This is a genomic window from Salinicola tamaricis (genome assembly GCF_003006155.1).
Lineage (GTDB): Bacteria > Pseudomonadota > Gammaproteobacteria > Pseudomonadales > Halomonadaceae > Salinicola > Salinicola tamaricis.
In genome coordinates this window covers 315,452-335,694 of sequence record NZ_CP023559.1, presented here as the reverse complement: position 1 = coordinate 335,694, position 20,243 = coordinate 315,452, and the positions used below count along the sequence as shown (strand labels likewise).

The window sequence follows — 20,243 nt, the reverse complement described above, 5'->3', positions numbered from 1 at the left end:
CAGGCCGCCGATGGCGTCAAATCGTTAATTCTTATCCGCAGTATCGGTCCAGACTTTCACTCTCGGCAGCGGCGTCCTGGGCTGCTCGGCGTCCGTCCGGAAGTAGTCGGTGGCGCAGGCCTGGGCCAGTTGCGATACCCGGCGGCAGAAGCTGGGGTAGTTGCTGGTGCGCCAGATGGCGTCGTAGACCATCGCCGGCAGTGGGCTCGGCAGGTCCAGCCGCAGCAGCTCGCCACGCGCGCAGGCATCGGCCACGGTGGCCACCGGCAGCGAGCCGATGCCGACACCGTCGACGCTCATGCGCACGATCGTCATCAGCGTGGTCGAGCAGTGGATCTTGGGATCCTCCAGGCCCTGTTCGGCGAGATAGGTCACCAGCTCGCCATAGGGGCGGGCGAGCTTGCTGAACGAGACGAAGGGGAAGCGCGACAGCGCCGCGTTGCCGCCGCCCTCCAGCGCGGCGCGGTGCTGCGGCGCCACGAACAGGCCCATCTCGTAGGTCGCCAGCGGTAGCTGCTCCACCGCCAGGTTGGGCGCCACGCCACCCATGGCGAAGATCATGTCGAGATCGTTGTCGGCCAGGCGCTGCTGCAGGTACGGCGAGATGTCCACGGTCAGCTCGATGGTCAACTGCGGGTGGCGCTCCGCCAGGCGGTTCAGAAAAGTGTTGAACCAGCTGTGAGCGATGGTCTCGATCACCCCCAGGCGCAGCGTGCCGGAGAAATCCTCCTGATTCTGGAACAGGCGCAACGCCTCCTCGCGGCTCTCCAGCAGGCGCTCGGCATGGGCGTAGAACTCGCGCCCGCGCAGGGTCGGCTGCACCGGCCGCGCCGAACGGTCGAGCAGCGACTCGCCCACCGTCGCCTCCAGCCGCGTGATGCGGTCGGAGATGGAGGGTTGGGTCAGGTGCAGGCGCGTGGCGACCTTGCGAAAGGAGCCCAGTCTGACCACCCAGACGAAGGCTTCCAGCTCCTTGAAGTCGAACATGCAGGGCCCTCGAGCAGACGGAAAAGGTGATCGATTCTTGGGCGGCGGGGCGCAGGCGTCAACCGAGAGGGGCCTCGGCGCGCCAACCACCCGATAGGCCCCGGGCATGAAAGGTTGCGCCGATACTGCGCATCGCGAAAAACGATTGGACCCTGACGTCAGCGCTTTCTTACAGTGCCATCAGGCAGCACGACCCAGCGTGATAACGCAAAGTCATCACCGCTAGCCATAACGACAAGCCATAACGACAAGCCATAACAACAAGTCACGACAGCGAGTCATGACGACAGCCAAGAGGTGATTCGATGCGCGTCCCCCTGCTCAACTGCGACATGGGCGAGAGCTTCGGCAACTGGCCCCTGGGGCTCGACGAACAGGCGATGCCCTACGTCGACTGTGCCAATATCGCCTGCGGCTTCCACGCCTCCGATCCTGACGTCATGCGCCGCACGGTGGCGCTGGCGATCGCGCATGACGTGCGCATCGGCGCGCATCCTGGCTATCCCGATCTGGTCGGTTTCGGCCGCCGCTCGCTGGCCTGCTCGGCGGCGGAGGTGGAGAACCTGATGCTCTATCAGATCGGCGCCCTGGAAGGGCTGTGCCGGGCCGAGGGTGGGCGGGTCAGCTACGTCAAGCCGCACGGCGCGCTCTATAACGACATGGCCCGCGACCCTGAGCTGCTGCGCGCGGCGATGCGCGCCATCGTTCGCTACGACCGTGAGCTGCCGCTGCTGGTGATGTCCACCGCCGACCCCGCCCCGGCACGGGCGCTGGCGGAAGAGATGGGCGTGACGCTGTGGTTCGAGACCTTCGCCGACCGCGCCTACGACGCCGATGGCCATCTGGTCTCGCGGCGCCAGCCCGGTGCGGTCCACCATGCGCGCGAGACGATCGTCGCCCAGGCGGTGACCCTGGCTCGGGGCGAGGCGCTCACCGCCAGCGATGGCAGCGCCTTGACGTTGGCCGCGGATACCCTCTGCGTGCATGGCGACAACGCCGAGTCGGTGGCCGCGGTCAAGGCGATCCGAGAGGCGTTCCAGGCGCTGGAGGACGCATGAGCCAGGCACCCACGCCGCGGCTCGAGACCGTCGCCATGGATGCGCTGATGGTGCGTCTGTTCTCGCGTATCGACGAAGCCAAAATGCCCTGGACCCTGGCCGCTGACAGCGCCCTGCGCGAGCGTTTCGGCGCCGCGCTGATCGATCTGGTGCCCTCCTATACCACGCTGCTGATCCACTACGACGTCACCCGGCTGACCCACGCCGAGGCGCGCGAGCTGGCGCTGTCGGCCCTCGATGGTCTCGCCCCGGCGGCGGCGAGCACAGCACGCGAGCACGTGATTCCGGTGTGGTACGACCCCAGCGTCGGCCCGGAGCTCGAGACCATCGCCGCGCGTCTCGATATCTCCCCGAGGAGGTGATTCGCCGCCACTGCGCGCGGGACTACTGCGCTTTCGCCCTGGGCTTCGCGCCGGGCTACGCCTTCATGGGGCTGGTCGAGGAGTCGCTGGCCACGCCGCGGCTCGAGACACCGCGCCAGCGCGTGCCGGCGGGCAGTGTCGGCATCGCCGAGCGTCAGACCGCAATCTATCCGATGCGCTCGCCGGGGGGGTGGAACATCCTGGGGCGTACCGCGGTCAAGCTGTTCGACCGCGAGCGAGAGGAGATCAGCCTGTTCCAACCCGGCGACCGGGTGCGGTTCGAAGCGATCGATCGCGCCACCTTCATTGATCAGGGCGGTGACGTCACGCCGATGGAGGAGCGCTGATGGCCGGGTCACACAATGCGCCAGGTCGGCAGACAAGTGCACCGCCGACGGCCGGACAGCAGACAGGGGCGCACATGGTGCGGGAAGCGAAGGGCGGTGCGCTGGTGGTGGCGGAAGCCGGGCCCCAGGCGCTGGTGCAGGATCACGGGCGCTTCGGCGTGCGCCATCTGGGGGTGACCCAGGGCGGTGCGCTCGACTGGGTATCGCTGGGCTGGGCCAACTGGCTGCTCGGCAATGCGCCCACCGCAGCGGGTCTGGAGATCGCGGTTGGCGGGCTGACGCTGGAGGCAGAGTCGCGGTTGACGCTGGCGCTGGCGGGGGCGGACCTGGGCGCGCGGCACGACGACACGCCGATCGCGCCCTACACCGCTTTCGTCATCGAGCCTGGCCAGCGGCTGGTGTTCGAACGGCCCGTCCACGGCTTGCGGGCGTATCTGGCGCTGCCCGGCGGCATCGCCGCCGCACCGGTGATGGGCAGCCTCGCCAGCGTGATGCGCGAACAGCTGGGCGGTCTCGACGGCCAGGGCCGAGCGCTGGCCAAGGGGGATCGACTCATCGCCCGCCACGCCGAGTGCCAGCCGCGCCGGCTCGACACGCCACCGGATCCGACCGCCGCCGATCTGCCGCTGGCGCTGGTCACCGGTGCCCAGATCGCGCATTTCGACGGTGCCAGCCTGTTCGAGGCCTTCAATCGCACATGGCAGGTCGACAGTCGCGCCGACCGCATGGGGGTGAGACTCACCGGGCCGGTGCTGCGCTGCCGGCTGGGGGGAATGATCTCGGAGGGTATTCCTCTCGGTGCGGTCCAGGTGCCGCCCGACGGGCAGCCGATCGTGCTGCTCAACGACCGCCAGACGGTGGGCGGCTACCCCCGGCTGGGCGCGCTGTCGCCACTCGCCTGCGCGCGGTTGGCGCAGTGCCAGCCGGGGGATAGCGTGCGCTTCGCGGCGGTCACGCCGCAGCGGGCGAGACGCGACTATCTGGCCCAGCTCGCCCGCTGGCAGTGATCCCGAGCGGGCAGTGATGTCGAGAGAGCGGCACTCCGGTGGTGGTCGGGGTGCCGCAGACAGCGATCAACCCTCCGCGCGCCGCATCGGCATGCGATCGATGGTGTCGTAGATCTGCTGTAGATCGACCTCGCCCTTAAGCTCCACTTTTTTGCCGCCATCCTTCCCCACCAGAATGGTGGTCACGCCCTGGCTCGGGTCGACCCCGAGCGCCTCGATCAGTGCGCGGGTCTCGTAGGGTGTCATTGCCACACCGTGGCGCGTCCCCTGGTCACCCTCCACCGTGTAGAGCAGCATCTCGCGTTCGTCGAACTGCGCCTGACTCGCCGCCAGCTGGCGGCGCAGGTTGCGGTAGGCGGGCGCCTGGGCGTCGGGCGTGACCACGATCAGCGGCCGGAACTGCCAGCGATCGGTGATCAACGGGTTGGCCGGGTCGGCGCCTTGTGTGGTCTGTGCCTGGGCGCCGCCAATGAACATGGCAGCACCCAGCGCGAGGGTGGCGATCCACCAGGCTTTCATGGCTGTCTCTCCCTGGGTTGGGTCGGGCGCGTCGAGATCTCTCATCGTGGCTCGCCTGAGAAATCTCGACAGGCCCAAGGTGGGGTGGCGCGAATCATCAACCTGGACCATGAGTGTGTAGGTAGCGTCCAGGCGCGTGACAACTATCTGACGATGACGTGTCTGGATACAGCCTAGCGTGTCTACATCGCGGCGGGGAGAGCGCCTCATCGCTGCAGGTTTGCAAATAAATTTGCAGAAAAGGAAATAAGGGGTTAGCGTCACTTCATCACAGGGAGGACGGTCATGACCGCCACCACCGCTTTCGAGATGCCACCCAGCTCCATCGCTGCCCTGCAGGCACTGGCGATCGCCGCACGCCGCTGCGAGGCTCAGGCCCCCAAGCTCACACCGGGCGCGCTCAAGCTGCTGGAGCAACTGCTGGGCGCCCCCGAGCCGGCCGCCAGCTTGAGCATCTCGGCACTGGCCGAGCGCAACGGGGTCAACGCCTCCAGCCTGACTCGTCTGGCGCATGCCCTGGAGCTCGGCGGCTTCAAGGCGCTGCAGGCACTGTTCCGCGCCGATGCCGCCAGCGGGGCCTTTTACTCCACCCGCGCCGAGCGCCTGCTCGATCTCAGCCACAGCGCCGCGAGCGAGGCCCGGGGCCCGCAACAGCAGCAGCTGTGGGACGAAGAGTCGATCAACCTGGCGCGGACGCGGGAGCACTTGAGCGAGAAGAATCTGGCGCGGGCGGTGCAGGCACTGATCGAGGCGCGGCGCATCCATGTGGTCGGGCAGCGTGCCTGCTTCGCCGGGGCCCACTATCTCGCCTATTACCTTGGCTATCTGCGCAGCGACGTACGTCTGGTCGACTCCCTCGGTGGCACCAATCTGGAACTGGCGCGGGAACTCGGCGAGGGGGATCTTGTGGTGGGTATCGCCTACCGTCCCGAGACCCGGGTCAGCGTGGATTGCTGCCAGCAGGCGCAGGAGCAGGGCGCGCGGCTGCTGGCGCTGACCAACCACCCTGCGTCACGCCTGGCCGAGATGGCCTGGCTGACGCTGGTGGCCCAGGCCCAGGGGCCGTTCTTCTTCAACCCCATGGGCAGTCTGTTCGTCACCCTCGAGACGCTGCTGGCGTGCATGGCGCATGAGATGGGCGCCGACGCGGTGGCCTCGATCCGGCGTCGCGAAGCCATGATCGCGCGCTGGCAGGTGGAGTGAGCCGGGGCCGCCGTCGCGATCCCTGGTATCACCGTCCACAGCATCATGTGCCACCGCATCACCTTGTATCCAATGACGCTGCATCCGACCACCTGACACTCATCTATCTAGGAGCCATCTGCGCATGACCGCCTCTCCCGGGCTCGCTGGCGAGCACCTGGCCACCGCCTACCGGCAAGATGTCAACGCCACACCAGCATCGGATACGCTGTTGATCAACGAACAGTCACGCCTGCGCGAGTCGCAGGGGCAGCGGATCGTCAAGTTCGGTTTCGGCCAGTCGCCGTTCCCGGTGTTCGGAGCGGCGGTGGAGGCGCTCTCCACTCACGCCGCCAGCAAGGCCTATCTGCCGGTGCAGGGGTTGGCGGCGCTGCGTGAGCAGGTAGCAGCGTTCCATCGCGAGCTGGATGCCACCGAGTGGCTGGCGGAGCGGGTGCTGATCGGCCCCGGCAGCAAGCTGCTGCTGTTCGCGCTGATCAAGGCGCTGCCGGCGGCAGAGATCCTGATTCCGGCGCCGGCCTGGGTCTCCTATGCGCCCCAGGCACGCCTGGCGGGGCAGCCCGCAGTCAAGCTGGAGGCGAGCTTCGCCTCGCGCTGGCAGATCTCGCCGCAGCAGCTCGATGAACACTGCCGCGCCGGCGGCCCGCGCCTCCGGCTGTTGATCCTCAACGCGCCGGGCAACCCCACCGGACTGTCGCCGGACGCCGACCATCAGGCGGCGCTGGCCGAGGTGGCGCGACGCCATGGCATCATCGTGCTGGCCGACGAGATCTATGCCCCGCTGCATCACCAGGGCGCCCACCGGGCGTTCGCCCGCGACTATCCCGAGGCCACGGTGACCACCAGCGGTCTCTCCAAGTGGTGTGGTGCCGGTGGTTGGCGTCTCGGTGTGATGCAGGTACCGCCGGCGCTGGGCGAGGAGCTGATGGCGCGGCTACTGGGCATAGCCTCCGAAACCTGGTCGAGCGTGGCCAGCCCGGTGCAGGAGGCGGCCTGTGTCGCCTACCGCCATACGCCGCAGCTCGCCGCCTATCTGCAGCGTCAGCGCGCCTGGCTTTCGCTGATCGGGCAGTGGTGCAGCGCCGAGCTCAATGCGGCGGGCATTCGCACCCACGCCCCGGACGGCGGCTTCTATCTGTTCCCCGACTTCGAGGCGCAGCGTGACAGGCTCGCGGCACGCGGCATTCATACCAGTGCCGAGCTCACTGCCCGCCTGCTCGAGGAGACCGGTGTGGCGCTGCTGCCGGGATCGGCCTTCGGCTGTGCGCCGGAGCAACTGAGCGCCAGGCTGGCCTATGTCGACTTCGACGGCGAACAGTTGCTGGGGCAGGACCCGGCGCGGCTCGAGGCGCCATTGCAGGTGGCGGCCCTGGCCCGGGTCCGCGACGGTATCCATGCCCTCGTGGAGTGGCTATCCTGAGAAGGGTGTCTGCCGCCAACGGCATGGGCGAGGCTGCTGGCCGCTGGCCGCAGCGTTTTCTCGGCCTGCCAGAAATCGCAGGACACATTTCATTGCCGAGAGAAACACTTTCTACGGGAACTCTCGGCCTTGTGCGGCATCCCAACTAGGCACATGCAGCAAATCGACTTCTGGAGGATTGAATGCAACGGATCACTGCGTTTCTCGCGGCAGCCATGATGACCACCGGTCTGGCCAGCGCCCCGGTCATGGCCCAGGACACCGCCGACAGCGCCGCCAAGACCCAGGCGCCGGCGAAGAACTTCTCCGACGCGCAGCTACAGCACTTCGCTGACGCCTCGCAGCAGATCGCCTCGATCTCGCAGGACTACACCGAGCAGCTGCAAAATGCCTCCGACGAGGGCGAGCAGCAGAAGATTCGCCAGCAGGCCAATGACGAGATGGTTCAGGCCGTGAAAGACAACGAGATGAGCGTCGAGCAGTTCAACGCCATCGGACAAGCCATCCAGCAGGACCCGCAGCTGATGCAGCGGGTGCAGGGCATGGTGCAGAAGAAGCAGTAAGCGACGCTCACCAGCGCCTCGAGCGCCCCGCCTCGGATTTCCCGGGGCGGGGCGCTCCGTTTTTGGCGTTCTGTTCTGGGGCGCTGGAGGTCTGAGATGCCAGCGCCTGGTCATGGGGGCGGGCAGGGCCGGGTTCAGCGGCGACGCCCCCGGACGTCCGTGAAGCACAAAAAAAACCGCCGATCGCAGGATCGGCGGTCTGGTTTCGGCAACACATGATGTCATTTCATCTTCATGGGCTGCGACGACGGCTCAGTTGTTGCCGTCGATAGCGTTGCTGGCATCACGCAGCAGGTTGGAGGTAGTTTCCTTGGTGCTCTGCCAGGCACTGGAGGCGCCTTGCTTGGTCTGCTCCCAAGCTTGCGCGGCATTGGTCTTGGCTTGCTGCCACCAGTCGTTGGTGTACTCGGGCTGCTGCTTCAGTGCACCCTGGTCGAGATCCAGCACCACGCGATACTCGATGTCGTCGAGATTGTCGGCGTGGACCGTCTCGACGGTGAAGTCACCTTTCTGGACCACGAATTCCCGATCGCCCATGTCGAGCACGCCACCGGCTTCGATCACCAGCGCTTGAACGCTCATGTCTTCGCCCAGCAGGATGTCTTCGACATCGCCGATGTCATCCTTGGGTGCGCTCTTCAGATAGACGTCGGCGTCCATCAGCTCCCCGGCGGAGTAGAGGCCCTGCAGATCGTGCTTGGCGGTGTCCTGGGCCACGGCGGCCTGGGACATGGCGGCGGAGCCGGCGACCAGCGCGGCGGCACCCAGAGTCTGCTTCCATGACAGTTTTTGCATCTTCGTCTCCTTGCCTGAAGGCTCCATTGACGAACCAATATTCGTCGCAACCCGCGGTAATGCTTTGAAAAACCGTCAGATTACGTACTGTAATATAGTCGTTGAGTGGGCCTTTGCAAGGTGCCTGCGAGCTTAGCTCGGCAATAGGAATGCCAGCTCCAGCGGCAGATAAACGAACGCCAGCAGCGTCGAGCAGAACACCAGGCTGGCGACATACTCCGGCTCGCGCCGGGCGCGCTGGGCGAACAGATAGTTGTAGACCGCCACCGGCATGCTCATCTGCAGCGCCAGAGCGCTGGCGGCGAGGGGCGGCAGGCCGAGCAGGGCGGCAATGCCGAAGGAGAGCCCCAGGGCGATGGGCACCCGGCACAGGGTGAAGATCAATCCGGAGGAGAGGTTGCGCGCCTGAATGCTGGCCAGCGAGACCCCCAGGGTGATCAGCATCAGCGGAATGGTCAGCCCGGAGAGCAGATGCACGGTATTGCCGAGCCAGGCCGGCAGCGGGGTGCCGCTGAGCAGAAACACCAGGGAGAGGGCGATGCTGTAGAGCGTGGGATTTTTCAGCAGCGCCTTCCACGGGTTCCCCCGTGACGCCATCATCATGCCGACGGTGAACTGGATCAGAGCGTTGGCGACCCAGGCGGTCATGGCGTAGGTGAAGCCAGCATGGCCGAAGGCGTAGAGCGATACCGGCAGCCCCATGTTGCCGGTATTGGGATACATCATGGGGGCGAGGATCACCCGCCACGACTTGTTCAGCAGGCGCGCCACGCCCAGGCTCGCCAGTGCCAGCCCGGCGAGCACCAGCAAGGTCGCCAGCAGGGTCATGCCGAAGTCGCCCGGATCGACGTCGGCATTGGCGAGCGAGGCGAGCACCAGCGCCGGGGTACCGACGTTGAACACCAGCTTGGTCACGAATTCGGTGGGATAGCTGTAGCCGAGTCGAATCCAGCCGAAGCCGATGCTCGCGCCGGCCAGTACCGGCGCCATCACGGCGAAGAGTTGAGCGAGCATGCGGGTGTTTCCCCATCAGCGGTGACGATGCGACCCGGGCAAAAAAGCCGGCAGGGTCCAGGCGCGCCATTGTCGTCGATCCCGCGGCGGCGTCAATTCGCAGCACCCCGCCGCCGCCGCCGCCGCCGCCCCCGCGGCGGCGGTCAGCTCCGCGTCACCTCGAGCACGATGCGTCCGTGGTGATTGGCGCAGGTTTCCAGATAGCGATGCGCTTCGATCACCTCGCCGAAATCGAAGCAGTGGTCGATCTGCGGGCGCAGCTCGCCGGCCAGGGTCATGCGTTCGACGTCGGCGATCGCCCGCGCCAGCGCCGGGCGATTCTGGGGAATGCCCAGCTCCGGCTTGCCGCTGAAGTTGGAGAGACTGTGGACATGGAACTGGATGTTCTTGCGGAATGCCGCCTGCGCCGGGAACGAGGTCTCGTTGCCGCCGAGCAGACCGTAGAGGATCAGCCGTCCGCGCGGCGCCATCACCTCGCCCAGCAGGTTGAACTGGGGGCCACCGAGGGCGTCCAGGGCGACATCGACGCCCTGGCCGTCGGTGAGCTTGGTCACCTTCTTGACCAGATCCTGGGTCTCGGTATGTATCACCGCGTCGGCACCCAGGGTCTTCAAATAGTCGATGGCGCCTTCATGGGGCGTGGCCGCGATCACCCGGGCGCCCAGAGCGTGGGCCACCTGCACTGCGTAGGGGCCGCCGATATGGCAGGCGCCGGTGATCAGTACGGTCTCGCCGGGTTCCAGCGCGGCGACCTCGCGGAAACCGAGCCAACTGACCAGAGAAGGCAGGTAGTGCACGCTCGCCTCGATCGCCGAGAGCTGGCTCGGATAGGCGATCAGCGCCTCCACTGGGAGCAGGGTATGTTCGGCGTAGGTGGCGTAGCGGTTGGGGTCGAAGGCGGGAATCGAGGCGACTCGGTCGCCGGGGCGAAACGCCTCGACGTCCGGCCCGACCGCGACCACACGCCCGGCCATCTCGGTGCCCAGACCCGCGGGCAGGGTGGCGCGGGTCGGCCCCATGTTGCGTCGCCACAGCACATCGTGCCAGTTGACCCCGATCGCCTCGGTGGCGATCGCGACTTCCCCCGCCGCAGGTTCCCGCTCAGGGGAATCGATGATGTCGAGGACTTCGGCACCGCCGAATCGTTGAAATTGTATCGTGCGTGACATGGCACACCTCGGACGTTCCGAATCTGTTGCTCGACTCTATCGATGATGACCGCGACACACTATGCTCGATCATCGATACTGGCTATAACGCGTATCGATAACCGCGACGAGACGCTGGCGTTCGCCGCCGCTACCCTCGGACCCATGTGCCGGGGGAACCGGCATGCGCGAGCGATCCGCTGCCGCGGTGCGGGAGAGTCGAGGTGGCAGGCGAGGGGCAAGGCGAAAGGCTGTGCGACGGGCGATGCGAAGGGCTAGGCGAAGGAGTGGGGGATGAATCGAAGCGACCTGCGTGGTGTCGACTTCAAGCTACTGGTGGTCTTCGAAACCCTGATGCAGGAGCGCAGCGTCTCCCGGGCGGCGGAGCGGCTGTTCCTGGGCCAGCCGGCTACCAGCGCCGCGCTGGGGCGGCTGCGCGACGTATTCGGCGACCCGCTGCTGGTGCGCACCGGGCGCCAGATGGTGCCCACGGCGCGGGCGCTGGAGATCTACGACCAGTTGCAGCCAGCGCTGGATGCGATCTCCAGCGTGCTCAGCCGCACCAGCAGTTTCGACCCCAGCACCAGCGAAGCGGTGTTCCGCGTCGGCTTCAGTGACGATATCGAGTTCGCCCTGCTGCCGGCGCTGCTCAAGCGCCTGCGTACCGAAGCGCCGGGGATCGTGCTGGTGGTGCGCCGGGCCGACTTCCACCTCATGCCGCAGCTGCTCAACACCGGCGAGATCACCGTCGCCGCCGGCTACGCCCGCGATCTGCCGGCCAACGCCAAGCAGAAGATCCTGCGCCGCTCCCGGGCCAAGGTGCTGCGCGCCGACGGCCGCCCTGGCGCGCTGACCCTGGACGACTACTGCGAACGCCCCCATGTGCTGGTCTCCTTCGACGGCGATCTGCACGGCTACGTCGACGATCTCCTGGCCGCCCACGGGCGTCAGCGCCGGATCGTGCTCGCCGTGCCGCAGTTCAACAGCCTCGCCTCGCTGCTGCAGGAGACCGACATGCTGGCCACGGTACCGGACTACGCCGCCGACGTGCTCGCCGCCCAGGGCGGGCTGCGCGTCGACGAGCTACCGCTGGCGCGCGACCCTTCGCCGCTGAGCATGGTGTGGCAGAGTGTCTACGACAACGATCCCGCCGAGCGCTGGCTGCGCTCGCGGATTCAGATGATGTTCGCCGACGATTAAGCGTGCATGTACACACCCATCTGACGATGGGCGTCGGGAGCAGGGCGAATGACGAATGAGCCCACGTCGTCTATCGGTCGTGGCATTCCAAGGGGGTGGTGAAAAGCGTTCCAGGGGTGACGCGGGGCGCGGCTTGACTTTGCGAGTGAAGATCAGAATCATTCGCGCTTGCCGGCCGTCCCACGGGCGGAGCCATTTTCGCCACCCACAGGATCGGCATGGAACTACTGCGCGTCGTCTTCCGTCACTACCGCTGGCCGTTCGTCGGCGTGATGCTCCTCAGCCTGCTCAGCGCGGCGCTGGGGATCGGCGTGATCGCCTTCATCAACCATGCGCTGATCGCCACCGAAGCCGGCGCCGGCGACAGCCGTGTGCTGACCACCCTGGTACCGTTCATCGGCCTGGTGGCGCTGCTGCTGGCGGTGACCCTGGGCTCGCAGCTGGCGCTCACCACGCTGGGCCATCACTTCGTCTATCGCCTGCGCGGGCGCCTGATCAAGCGCATTCTCGACACCGATATCGAACGCCTGGAACAGCTCGGCAGCGCGCATCTGCTGGCGAGCCTGTCCAGCGATATCCGCAATATCACCATCGCCTTCGTGCGGCTACCAGAGCTGGTTCAGGGGGTGATCATCACCCTGGCCTCGGTGGCCTATCTGTTTTGGCTGTCGCCGCCGCTGCTGATGGTCACCGCGGTGTGGATCGCCATCACCATGCTGGTGGGGTGGTGGCTGGTGTCGCAGGTCTATCACCATATCCATATCACCCGCACCACCGACGACCGCCTCTATCGCGACTACGAGACGGTGATCCACGGCCGCAAGGAGCTGTCGCTCAACCGCGATCGCGCGCGGCATCTGCTGGAAGAGGTGTATGACGCCCACGCCCGCACCTACCGTGACCACATCATCCGCGCCGACACCTGCCATCTGAGTGCCGGCAACTGGACCAACATCATGATGCTCGGTGCCATCGGCGTGGTGTTCTTCCTCGCCAACGGTCTGGGCTGGTCCAATACCGCGGTCGCTGCCACCTTCTCGCTGACGCTGTTGTTCCTGCGTTCGCCGCTGATCCAGGCGGTGGGGGCGACGCCGACCCTGATCACCGCTCAGGTCTCGTTCGACAAGCTGCGCGAGCTGGAACTGGCGCCTTACCGGCCCTCCTTCGATCTGGTCGAGGAGCACGGCGAGTGGCAGACGCTGTCACTGTGCGGGGTCACCTACCGCTATCCCGAGCGTGGCGGGCGCGAGGGCTTCGCGGTGGGGCCGCTCGACCTCGAACTCGTCCGCGGCGAGCAGGTCTATCTGATCGGCGGCAACGGCAGCGGCAAGTCGACCCTGGCCAAGCTGTTGACCGGGCTCTACCGGCCGCATGCGGGTGAGATCCAGGTCGACGGCGTGACGGTCACCGAGGCCGAGTGGCCGCGCTATCGTCAGCGCTTCGCCGCGGTCTATACCGACTTCCATCAGTTCGACCGCCTGATGGGGCCGCGCGGCGGTGCGGCCGATCCGGCGCTGCTCGACAACTGGCTGGAAACGCTGCAGCTGGCGCGCAAGCTCGAGCTGGACGCCGGCCAGGTGCTGGATACCGAACTCTCCCAGGGGCAGCGCAAGCGTCTGGCACTACTGATGGCGCTGGTCGAGCAGCGCCAGATCTTGCTGCTCGACGAGTGGGCGGCGGATCAGGACCCGCAGTTCCGCCGGGTGTTCTACCGCGAGCTGATGCCGCGCTTCCGCGAACTCGGCATCACCGTGTTCGCCATCAGCCATGACGACCACTACTTCGCCGAAGCCGATCGTCTGCTGGAGATGCGCGACGGCCAGCTGTTCGAACTCACCGGCGAGGCGCGCGACCTCGCCAGCCGCGATGCGGTGGCGCGGATCGATACCGCCTCTCCTTGAGCGCACCCTGTGCGTGCAACGCCTCGGGAAGCGCTGAATAAATTGCCGAACGAGATGAAGGGCAAGGCGCACGGAACGCAGACTCGAAGCAAACGCGTAGAGAACGCCCGTAGGGCGGCCCGTCAGAGCAAGTTGCCGAAGGCAACGCGTCACGCGAGACATAACAAGGGGTTAGGCGAGTCTTCGACCGGGCTGGCGATCCAGTACCGCGCAACGTAGTCATTCGCTCGTGCAGGCATTTATGCAGTGGTTCCCTAGCGGCGTGCTGGCGGCAGCGTCTTCCCTTGCGCTCGCCGACACTCGCCTCCTGCCAGGCGGCGCCCCCGTGGCGCGGCGGGGCCTCGAGTTCGGGGATCAGGTCGCCTTCGCTGAGATGACGCCAGAAGCGCTCGGCGCATGTGCGGGTCATGACCCATGATTGAGCCGCGCCGGATTGAGGTACTGACGAAGTAGGTACGCCAGAGCGCATGCTCGCTATCCTCGCCGGCGGTCTGGGCCGCCCGGGCCCGGGCCGTCCAGGCTGGCGGGCAAGGCGTGCGGTAATCCAGCCGCTGGCCGTCCAGACCCGGCCGCCGCGCGGGGTGGCGATCGGAAGGCGTGCCGCCCAGGCGGTCGGCGAAGTGCTCGGCCCCCAGATCGAGCACATCGTGGCCGGCTCGAACCAGGCGATAAAGCTGGCCTTTGACTCTTCCGCTCCGGGGCAATCCTCCCTGCCATGCAAATCCTCTCCGCCAGGGGGCCCTTGGTCCCCGGGTATCCGCCGTGTCTGCGTTTGTGGCGTCGCGATAAAAGCGCAGGAAGGCGTGCATATGGTGCGCCTCGCGCTGCCGCATGCGGCGCTGATGCAGCACGCGGCCATCGCTGTCGGCGGCGTGGGTAGCGTCGCGCTCGCCGTGGTGCAGGCGCCACATCACCCGGTAGAGCAGGGCCCAGCGGTTCTGTTCGTCGCCGCCGCTGCGATAGCGGGAGGCGCGTTCGAGCAGGGCTAGGTCCTCGCGGCCGATACGCACCGGCGCTGGCGCCACGCTCGGCTCGGGCAGCCTGAGCGCCGGCCTCAGCGCTGGCGAAGAGATCCTCCTGGACCTCGCGAGTATCCCCATACCACTGCCGCCGGCGGCACACCGGCCTGCAGTAGGCGCCGGGCGGCGTCGCGCCACTGGCCGAAGTCCGCGGCGGGCACCACCCAGGGCATGGCACCGGCTGACGGAGCTGGCATCATCGCTGGCTCACCACAGTGCCATCTGCGCCGGCTGCGGCGCGGTCAACTGCTGGCGCAGGCGGGCACTGTCGCGCTGGCCATCGGCGGGGCGCGTAGTCCTGGGTCACCACGAAGGGGCGCAGGGTCTCCACCGGCAGCGCAGCGCGATCAGATCCTGAAAGCGGATCTTGCGCTGGCGGCGCAGCTCGACCAGCCGCTGTACGCTCCTCAGGCCGATCCCGGCACGCGGGCGATCAGCGCCGGCTCGGCGCGGTTGAGATCGACGGGGAAGGTGTCGCGATGCGTCAGCGCCCAGGCCAGCTTGGGGTCGATCTCCAGCTCCAGATTGCCCGGCTTGCCGAGCAGCTCCGCGGCGGCGAAGCCGTAGCCGCGGATCAGGAAGTCGGCCTGGTAGAGCCGATGCTCGCGCAGCAGCGGTGGCGCCGCCTGAGGCAAGCCCGCGGGGCGCTCGGGGATCGGGCTAAAGGCCGAGTAGTAGACGCGCTTGAGCTGGAAGCGCTGATAGAGCTGCTCGGCGGACTGCAGGATGGTGCGATCGTCGGTGGCATCGGCGCGCGACGATCATCTGCGTGCTCTGACCGCCCGGGGGCGTAGCGCGGCGCCAGGCGCTTGGGGTTGGCGCTGCGCGGCGGCTGCTTGGCGTCCTGGCTGGCCGCGTCGTTGGCGGCATCGATGCCCTGGCGGATCTGCCCCATCGCCGAGTGGATGGTGCCCAGCTCCTTCTCCGGCGCCAGGGTCTTGAGACTCGCAAGCGTCGGCAGTTCGATATTGGCGCTCAAGCGGTCGGCATAGCGCCGGGCCTCTTCGAGCAATTTGGGGTCGGCCTCGGGGATCGCCTTGAGGTGGATATAGCCCCGGAACTGATGCGTCTCACGCAGCAGCCTCGCCACCTGGATCAACTGCTCCATGGTGTAGTCGCTGGAGCGGATGATGCCCGAGCTCAGGAACAGCCCGCTGATGGTGTTGCGGCGATAGAACGACAGCGTGATTCGCACCACCTCTTCCGGCGAGAAGCGGGCGCGCGGAATATTGCTCGAGCGGCGGTTGATGCAGTACTGGCAGTCGTAGAGGCAGAAGTTGGTCAGCAGCACCTTGAGCAGCGAGACGCAGCGGCCGTCAGGGGTGAAGCTGTGACAGATGCCCATGCCGCTGGAGGCGCCCAGCCCGCCCTTGCCGCGGGAGCTGCGATTGGGCGCGCCGCTGCTGGCGCAGGAGGCGTCGTACTTGGCGGCATCGGCCAGGATGGAGAGTTTGTCGATCAGCTCCATGGCGCACCTCGAGCAGGGGAGACGGCAGCTCCGGTGGCGGGCCGGCCTTGTCAGGATGGCCGCCGCGATCGGGGAGCATGATGCTAAATACTGTACTCAAAAACAGTGGTTTTGCATACAGTATTCGTGTCTCCGCATAGGCCCGGTGCGTATCAGGCCGATGTCTCGCCTGCCGCCGCCAGCGCCTCGCAGCGCGTGCGGATATCAGCGTAAGGGTAGGCCTCGAAGCGCGCGAACCCCGGCAGCTGGCGCGCCTTGAGCGGGGTGAACAGCGGCATCGCCAGCCCGCACAGAAAGTGCGCCATGCGCTGGGGGCCGGGGGCCTCGCCAAGGGTATCGCGGTGGCGGGCGATGAACGGCGCCAGCGCCTGCTGCAGCGTCTGCGCATCGGGCTCGGGCAGCGGCGGGGCCGGAGGCAGGCTGGCGATACGGCCGTGGCATACCGAGCAATGGCCGCAGCCGGACGAGCCCGACGGTGGGGCCTCGCCGAAGTAGGCGGCAAGGCGCCAGGTCAGGCAGGTGGTGGACTCGAACAGGTCGAGCATGGCGTGCAGCCGTGCGATCTCACTCGCCTCCCGCGCCTGGTACTCGGCCAGCAGGGTGTCGCTCAGGCCGTCGATGTCGAACTCGGGCGTCAGCACCTCGTAGACATCGGTCATGCGCTTGGCTTCCAGCACCACCCAGCCCTTCTCCTGGAAGTACTCCAGCGCCGTGATCACCCGCCCCCGCGAAGCGTCGATGCCGGCCGCCGCCCCAGCCTGATAGAGGCGCTCGAAATCCACCGTGCCCCAGGTGCGCGCCATCGGCACGTTGTCGACGATCAGCCGCACGAAGTCGGCGCGCTCGCCCTCGAAGCGCGCCACCAGCGTCTCTGCCGGCTCGACGTAGCGTAGCCGGTACTCGGCCAGATAAGCGTAGCGTGGGGCGATGACGCCGTGCATTTCCAGGCGCACCAGCAGCGTCTTCAGCGGCAGCAGGCGCACATTGCTGTCGCGCGAGAGGGTGTTTAGTAGCACCGGCCACTGGCGCTCCGGGTGGGCGCCAGCGGCGGCGATCTCGCCGAGCACGTGGCGAATGCCGGCGCGCTCTGGGGTATCGCCGTAGACGAAGTTCTCCAGCACCCGCAGGCCGTCGCGGCCGGCCAGGGTGAGGCAGCGCGAAGGCTTGCCATCGCGCCCGGCGCGGCCGATCTCCTGGCTGTAGTTCTCGATCGACTTGGGCAGGTCGTAGTGGACCACGTTGCGGATATCGCCCTTGTCGATGCCCATGCCGAAGGCGATGGTGGCGACGATGCAGGCGAGCTCGCCGTGCATGAAGCCCTGCTGAATGGCCTCGCGGGTCTCGCTATCGAGCCCGGCGTGGTAGGCCCGCGCGGCGATGCCACGGGCGCTGAGATCACGGGCGACCTGCTCGGCGCTGTGCTGCAGGGTGACATAGACGATGGTTGGCGCGGCCGCACCCGGCTGCTGCTGCGGCGCCAACCACGCCGCCAGGGCTTCCAGGCGCTCGGCGGCCGGCACCGGCTCGACCAGCAGTTCGAGATTGGGGCGATGGAAGCCGGTGGTGATCACGTCCTCGGCGGCGATGGCGAACTTGTCGCGCATGTCGTCGATCACCGCCGGGGTCGCGGTGGCGGTGAGCAGCAGTGCCTGGGGAATGTCGAACTCGCGCTGGTAGTCGGGCAGCTTGAGGTAGTCGGGACGGAAGTTGTGGCCCCACTCGGAGATGCAGTGGGCCTCGTCGATCACCAGTAGCGAGATCGCGATCTGGCGCAGGAAGTGGCGGAAGCGCTCGTTCTTGAGCCGCTCCACCGAGACCATCAGGATCTTGAGCTCGTTGCGCCGCGCCCGCTCCATGATCTCGCGCACGGTGTCGCGGTCCTGGGTGGAGTCGATGCTGGCGGCGGCCACGCCGTGGCGCTGGAGAAAGCCGAGCTGGTCCTGCATCAGCGCCAGCAGCGGCGAGACCACCAGGGTGAGGTGGGGCAGGTGCAGGGCGGGGAGCTGATAGCAGAGCGACTTGCCGGCGCCGGTGGCGAAGATCGCCGCGGTCGAACGGCCGCCGATGACGCGTTCGATCACCGCGCCCTGGCCGCCGCGGAAATCGTCGAAACCGAAGACGCGCTGCAGGGTCTGACGGGCGGTCTCTTGGGTCATGTCGGGCTCCCTGGGTTGGCCGATGCAGCGCGGCCGGGCCCGGCGCTGCGGGGGCGCAGTATCGCACGCCCGGATGACGCTTGCAGGTCGCTACCGTGTCAGCGGCGTACACGGCAGGCGCGCTGGCAAGTGCCGGCGTGCCCGCTCGGCTATCGCGAAGGGCTATCGCAAAGAGCTATGGCGTCGGGGTGTCGCGCTGCGGCCAGGGGGCCGCGCTGGGATTGGTGGCCATCGCCGGCTCATCGGGCGGTTCGGTCTGGTTCGGCGTCAGGGTCGCCTGGGCATGGCGTGAGGAGCGGTAGCTGACGCCGTGGCGCGCCCGCGGCGGCTCGTTGCCGCCATGCAGGGCGGTGACCCGTTCGATGATCGCACGGTCGCCCAGGGTCATGCGGTCGAGCATGCGCAGATGCTGCAGCCAGTTGGGCACCAGGAAGACTTCCTGCCACAGGTCGCGGTCGACGATATCGCGATAGAGCGACCAGCGCTTGGCACCGTTGCGCAGGCGCAGTTTGCGCAGTGGGCGCACCGCGCGGGCGAACTCGCGCAGATGATCGGCATCGATACGGTACTCGATGGTCACCATGACCGAGCCACGCGCCGGGTCGAACTCGAAGTCCGGGCGTTCGGTGTGCGCTTCCGGGGCTTCGATCAGACCGCTGGCATCGAGATCGGGCAGCCGCGAAGGCAGGAACAGCAGCGCCGAGAGCAGCAGCAGTGCGCCGGCCAGCAGTAGCGCCATATGCACCCCGACGCCCTCGGTCAGCTGGCCCCACAGCAGCGAGCCCAGGGTCAGCCCGGCGTAGAGCGCGGTCTGGTAGAGCGCCAGCGCGCGCGCCTTGACCCAGTCCGGCACCAGTACCTGCACCGCCGAGTTGTAGGAAGCGACCGCGGCGATCCAGCAGCCCCCGCCGATCACTAGCGCCGGGACCAGCAGCCACAGTCGGTCGACCCCGCCGAGGATCAGCATCACCCCGCCCAGCAGCATGGCGGCGACGCTGATCAGGCGGCTGCTGCCGAGGCGCTGGCGCGCTCGGTTGACCAGGGTGCTGCCGGCGATCGCGCCGACCCCCAGTCCGCCCAGCATGTAGCCATAGAGCGAGGCGCTGCCGCTGGGGTGCTGATGCGCCAGCAGCGGCAGCAGCGCCCAGATCGCGCTGGCCGAGATGCCGAAGATAAAGGCGCGCAGCATCACCAGGCGGGTGACGCTGGAGTACTGCACGAAGTGCAGCGCCGCCTTGACCCCCTCCCATAGCCGCTCCGGCGGCAGCGACTTGGGCACCACCGCACGCTTCCAACGCCATAGCGCGGCGAGCAGGCCGCAGAAGCAGAGTACGTTGAGCAGGAAGATCCACGCCGGCCCTACCGCCGCCAGCAGCAGCCCGCCGATGGCTGGGCCGATGGCACGCGCGGCGTTGTAGTTGACGCTGTTGAGCAGCACGGCGCTGGAGACCAGATTGCGCGGCACCTGCTCGTTGACCGCCGCCTGCCAGGCCGGGGTGGTGATCGCCGCACCGATCGACACGCACAGGATCGAGGTGAGCAGGGTCGGCGAGAGCAGGCCGAGAAAGGCGATCAGGGTGATGAAGGCGCCGCCCAGCAGCTCGATGGTCAGCCCGAACAGCATCACCTTGCGGCGGTCGTAGTTGTCCGCGATCACCCCGGTGACGATCGACATCAGCACCAGCGGCAGCGCCGCCGCCACCTGGATCAGCGCCACCAGCAGTGCGCCGCCGGCGCTGGAGGTGACCACCCAGGCCGCCGCCACCGACTGCGCCCATACCCCCAGGTTGGCGAACAGGTTGGCGATCCAGATCATGCGGAAGGCGGGCACGCCGAGCGGCGCGAAGGTGCTCACATCCGCCGGGCGCGGCGGGGTCTGGTCGGGCTCGAGGGTCAGATCGCTCTGGCGGGAAACGGGTTGCAGCATGGCGGGCTCGCTGTCGGCGGGCGAATCGGAAAACGCAGGCGGGCCCGCGGTGTCACACCGCGGGCCCCACATGACTAAATATTAGCATCCTGTCGATTACTGCCGCCGTCCAGCCCGACCTTCGGCGCTTTCGGGTCCTGCTGCCTAAA

At 67.5% G+C, this 20,243-nt stretch carries 18 protein-coding genes and 1 pseudogene; 8 read left to right on the top strand and 11 right to left on the bottom strand.

Translation table 11 applies throughout. From position 1 onward, the window contains the following. Nucleotides 1-24 precede the first annotated feature (24 nt). The gene (locus CN538_RS01490; protein WP_106418326.1) at nt 25-987 is read right to left on the bottom strand and encodes a LysR family transcriptional regulator; all 963 of its coding nucleotides are present in this window, start codon (nt 985-987) and stop codon (nt 25-27) included. Between the two features lie 305 nt (nt 988-1,292). Here CN538_RS01490 and CN538_RS01485 point away from each other — a divergent pair, with 305 nt between their 5' ends. The 3 genes and pseudogenes from CN538_RS01485 (at nt 1,293) to CN538_RS01475 (ending at nt 3,761) form a co-directional block, all read left to right on the top strand. Then, complete coding sequence (locus CN538_RS01485; protein WP_106418325.1) at nt 1,293-2,045, top strand: 5-oxoprolinase subunit PxpA; 753 nt, start codon at nt 1,293-1,295, stop codon at nt 2,043-2,045. Continuing rightward, a pseudogene (locus CN538_RS01480) lies at nt 2,042-2,754 on the top strand (5-oxoprolinase subunit B family protein). Before CN538_RS01485 ends, CN538_RS01480 begins: the two are co-directional and overlap by 4 nt. A 74-nt stretch (nt 2,755-2,828) precedes the next feature. Continuing rightward, on the top strand, nt 2,829-3,761 hold the full coding sequence (locus CN538_RS01475) for a 5-oxoprolinase subunit C family protein (protein WP_106418324.1): 933 nt from the start codon (nt 2,829-2,831) through the stop codon (nt 3,759-3,761). Between the two features lie 66 nt (nt 3,762-3,827). Here the strand turns inward: CN538_RS01475 and CN538_RS01470 are convergent, their stop codons facing one another. Next, a complete protein-coding gene (locus CN538_RS01470; protein ID WP_242495464.1) occupies nt 3,828-4,280 on the bottom strand; it encodes a DUF4174 domain-containing protein in 453 nt (150 codons plus the stop codon). 285 nt (nt 4,281-4,565) lie between these two features. On the opposite strand from CN538_RS01470, the gene CN538_RS01465 reads away from it, so the two are divergent. The 3 genes from CN538_RS01465 to CN538_RS01455 all read left to right on the top strand — a co-directional run bounded on the left by CN538_RS01465 (nt 4,566) and on the right by CN538_RS01455 (nt 7,466). Next, on the top strand, nt 4,566-5,483 hold the full coding sequence (locus CN538_RS01465; protein ID WP_106418323.1) for a MurR/RpiR family transcriptional regulator: 918 nt from the start codon (nt 4,566-4,568) through the stop codon (nt 5,481-5,483). Nucleotides 5,484-5,607: 124 nt separating this feature from the next. Next, nucleotides 5,608-6,903, top strand: coding sequence for a pyridoxal phosphate-dependent aminotransferase (locus tag CN538_RS01460; RefSeq protein ID WP_106418322.1), 1,296 nt, complete (start codon nt 5,608-5,610; stop codon nt 6,901-6,903). A 182-nt stretch (nt 6,904-7,085) separates the two neighbouring features. Continuing rightward, on the top strand, nt 7,086-7,466 hold the full coding sequence (locus CN538_RS01455; RefSeq protein ID WP_106418321.1) for a DUF4168 domain-containing protein: 381 nt from the start codon (nt 7,086-7,088) through the stop codon (nt 7,464-7,466). A 252-nt stretch (nt 7,467-7,718) separates the two neighbouring features. Here CN538_RS01455 and CN538_RS01450 read toward each other — a convergent pair whose 3' ends face one another. The 3 genes from CN538_RS01450 to CN538_RS01440 all read right to left on the bottom strand — a co-directional run bounded on the left by CN538_RS01450 (nt 7,719) and on the right by CN538_RS01440 (nt 10,444). After that, nucleotides 7,719-8,261: a hypothetical protein gene (locus tag CN538_RS01450; RefSeq protein WP_106418320.1), complete on the bottom strand. Its 543-nt coding sequence runs from the start codon at nt 8,259-8,261 to the stop codon at nt 7,719-7,721. A gap of 132 nt (nt 8,262-8,393) precedes the next feature. Beyond that, nucleotides 8,394-9,275, bottom strand: a complete 882-nt coding sequence (locus CN538_RS01445; protein ID WP_106418319.1) for an AEC family transporter — start codon at nt 9,273-9,275, stop codon at nt 8,394-8,396. 143 nt (nt 9,276-9,418) lie between these two features. Then, nucleotides 9,419-10,444: a zinc-dependent alcohol dehydrogenase family protein gene (locus CN538_RS01440; RefSeq protein ID WP_106418318.1), complete on the bottom strand. Its 1,026-nt coding sequence runs from the start codon at nt 10,442-10,444 to the stop codon at nt 9,419-9,421. A gap of 273 nt (nt 10,445-10,717) precedes the next feature. On the opposite strand from CN538_RS01440, the gene CN538_RS01435 reads away from it, so the two are divergent. After that, nucleotides 10,718-11,623: a LysR family transcriptional regulator gene (locus CN538_RS01435; protein WP_106418317.1), complete on the top strand. Its 906-nt coding sequence runs from the start codon at nt 10,718-10,720 to the stop codon at nt 11,621-11,623. Between the two features lie 218 nt (nt 11,624-11,841). Then, nucleotides 11,842-13,524, top strand: coding sequence for a multidrug ABC transporter permease/ATP-binding protein (locus CN538_RS01430; RefSeq protein ID WP_106418316.1), 1,683 nt, complete (start codon nt 11,842-11,844; stop codon nt 13,522-13,524). A 254-nt stretch (nt 13,525-13,778) separates the two neighbouring features. On the opposite strand, the gene CN538_RS01425 is transcribed toward CN538_RS01430, so the two are convergent. The 6 genes from CN538_RS01425 to CN538_RS01410 form a co-directional block, all read right to left on the bottom strand. After that, nucleotides 13,779-14,549 (bottom strand): DUF4130 domain-containing protein, encoded by a 771-nt coding sequence (locus CN538_RS01425; protein ID WP_164999479.1) that lies wholly within the window; start codon nt 14,547-14,549, stop codon nt 13,779-13,781. A gap of 29 nt (nt 14,550-14,578) precedes the next feature. Continuing rightward, the gene (locus CN538_RS20145; RefSeq protein ID WP_164999478.1) at nt 14,579-14,743 is read right to left on the bottom strand and encodes a hypothetical protein; all 165 of its coding nucleotides are present in this window, start codon (nt 14,741-14,743) and stop codon (nt 14,579-14,581) included. 207 nt (nt 14,744-14,950) lie between these two features. Then, nucleotides 14,951-15,178: a hypothetical protein gene (locus CN538_RS20650; RefSeq protein ID WP_207233590.1), complete on the bottom strand. Its 228-nt coding sequence runs from the start codon at nt 15,176-15,178 to the stop codon at nt 14,951-14,953. Further along, the gene (locus CN538_RS01420; protein ID WP_207233589.1) at nt 15,118-16,011 is read right to left on the bottom strand and encodes a radical SAM protein; all 894 of its coding nucleotides are present in this window, start codon (nt 16,009-16,011) and stop codon (nt 15,118-15,120) included. The genes CN538_RS20650 and CN538_RS01420 overlap by 61 nt, the downstream gene beginning before the upstream one ends. 152 nt (nt 16,012-16,163) lie before the next feature. Continuing rightward, nucleotides 16,164-18,167, bottom strand: a complete 2,004-nt coding sequence (locus tag CN538_RS01415; RefSeq protein WP_106418314.1) for a RecQ family ATP-dependent DNA helicase — start codon at nt 18,165-18,167, stop codon at nt 16,164-16,166. A gap of 175 nt (nt 18,168-18,342) precedes the next feature. After that, nucleotides 18,343-20,094, bottom strand: a complete 1,752-nt coding sequence (locus CN538_RS01410) for an MFS transporter (protein ID WP_106418313.1) — start codon at nt 20,092-20,094, stop codon at nt 18,343-18,345. Nucleotides 20,095-20,243 lie beyond the last annotated feature (149 nt).

Coding starts and splice junctions, on each gene's coding strand:
- CN538_RS01475 (WP_106418324.1), top strand. CDS start 2,829: ATGGTGCGGGAAGCGAAGGGCGGTGCGCTGGTGGTGGCGGAAGCCGGG.
- CN538_RS01455 (WP_106418321.1), top strand. CDS start 7,086: ATGCAACGGATCACTGCGTTTCTCGCGGCAGCCATGATGACCACCGGT.
- CN538_RS01485 (WP_106418325.1), top strand. CDS start 1,293: ATGCGCGTCCCCCTGCTCAACTGCGACATGGGCGAGAGCTTCGGCAAC.
- CN538_RS01450 (WP_106418320.1), bottom strand. CDS start 8,261: ATGCAAAAACTGTCATGGAAGCAGACTCTGGGTGCCGCCGCGCTGGTC.
- CN538_RS01445 (WP_106418319.1), bottom strand. CDS start 9,275: ATGCTCGCTCAACTCTTCGCCGTGATGGCGCCGGTACTGGCCGGCGCG.
- CN538_RS01460 (WP_106418322.1), top strand. CDS start 5,608: ATGACCGCCTCTCCCGGGCTCGCTGGCGAGCACCTGGCCACCGCCTAC.
- CN538_RS01435 (WP_106418317.1), top strand. CDS start 10,718: ATGAATCGAAGCGACCTGCGTGGTGTCGACTTCAAGCTACTGGTGGTC.
- CN538_RS01410 (WP_106418313.1), bottom strand. CDS start 20,094: ATGCTGCAACCCGTTTCCCGCCAGAGCGATCTGACCCTCGAGCCCGAC.
- CN538_RS01420 (WP_207233589.1), bottom strand. CDS start 16,011: ATGGAGCTGATCGACAAACTCTCCATCCTGGCCGATGCCGCCAAGTAC.
- CN538_RS01465 (WP_106418323.1), top strand. CDS start 4,566: ATGACCGCCACCACCGCTTTCGAGATGCCACCCAGCTCCATCGCTGCC.
- CN538_RS01490 (WP_106418326.1), bottom strand. CDS start 987: ATGTTCGACTTCAAGGAGCTGGAAGCCTTCGTCTGGGTGGTCAGACTG.
- CN538_RS01470 (WP_242495464.1), bottom strand. CDS start 4,280: ATGAAAGCCTGGTGGATCGCCACCCTCGCGCTGGGTGCTGCCATGTTC.
- CN538_RS01415 (WP_106418314.1), bottom strand. CDS start 18,167: ATGACCCAAGAGACCGCCCGTCAGACCCTGCAGCGCGTCTTCGGTTTC.
- CN538_RS01430 (WP_106418316.1), top strand. CDS start 11,842: ATGGAACTACTGCGCGTCGTCTTCCGTCACTACCGCTGGCCGTTCGTC.
- CN538_RS01440 (WP_106418318.1), bottom strand. CDS start 10,444: ATGTCACGCACGATACAATTTCAACGATTCGGCGGTGCCGAAGTCCTC.
- CN538_RS20145 (WP_164999478.1), bottom strand. CDS start 14,743: ATGATGCCAGCTCCGTCAGCCGGTGCCATGCCCTGGGTGGTGCCCGCC.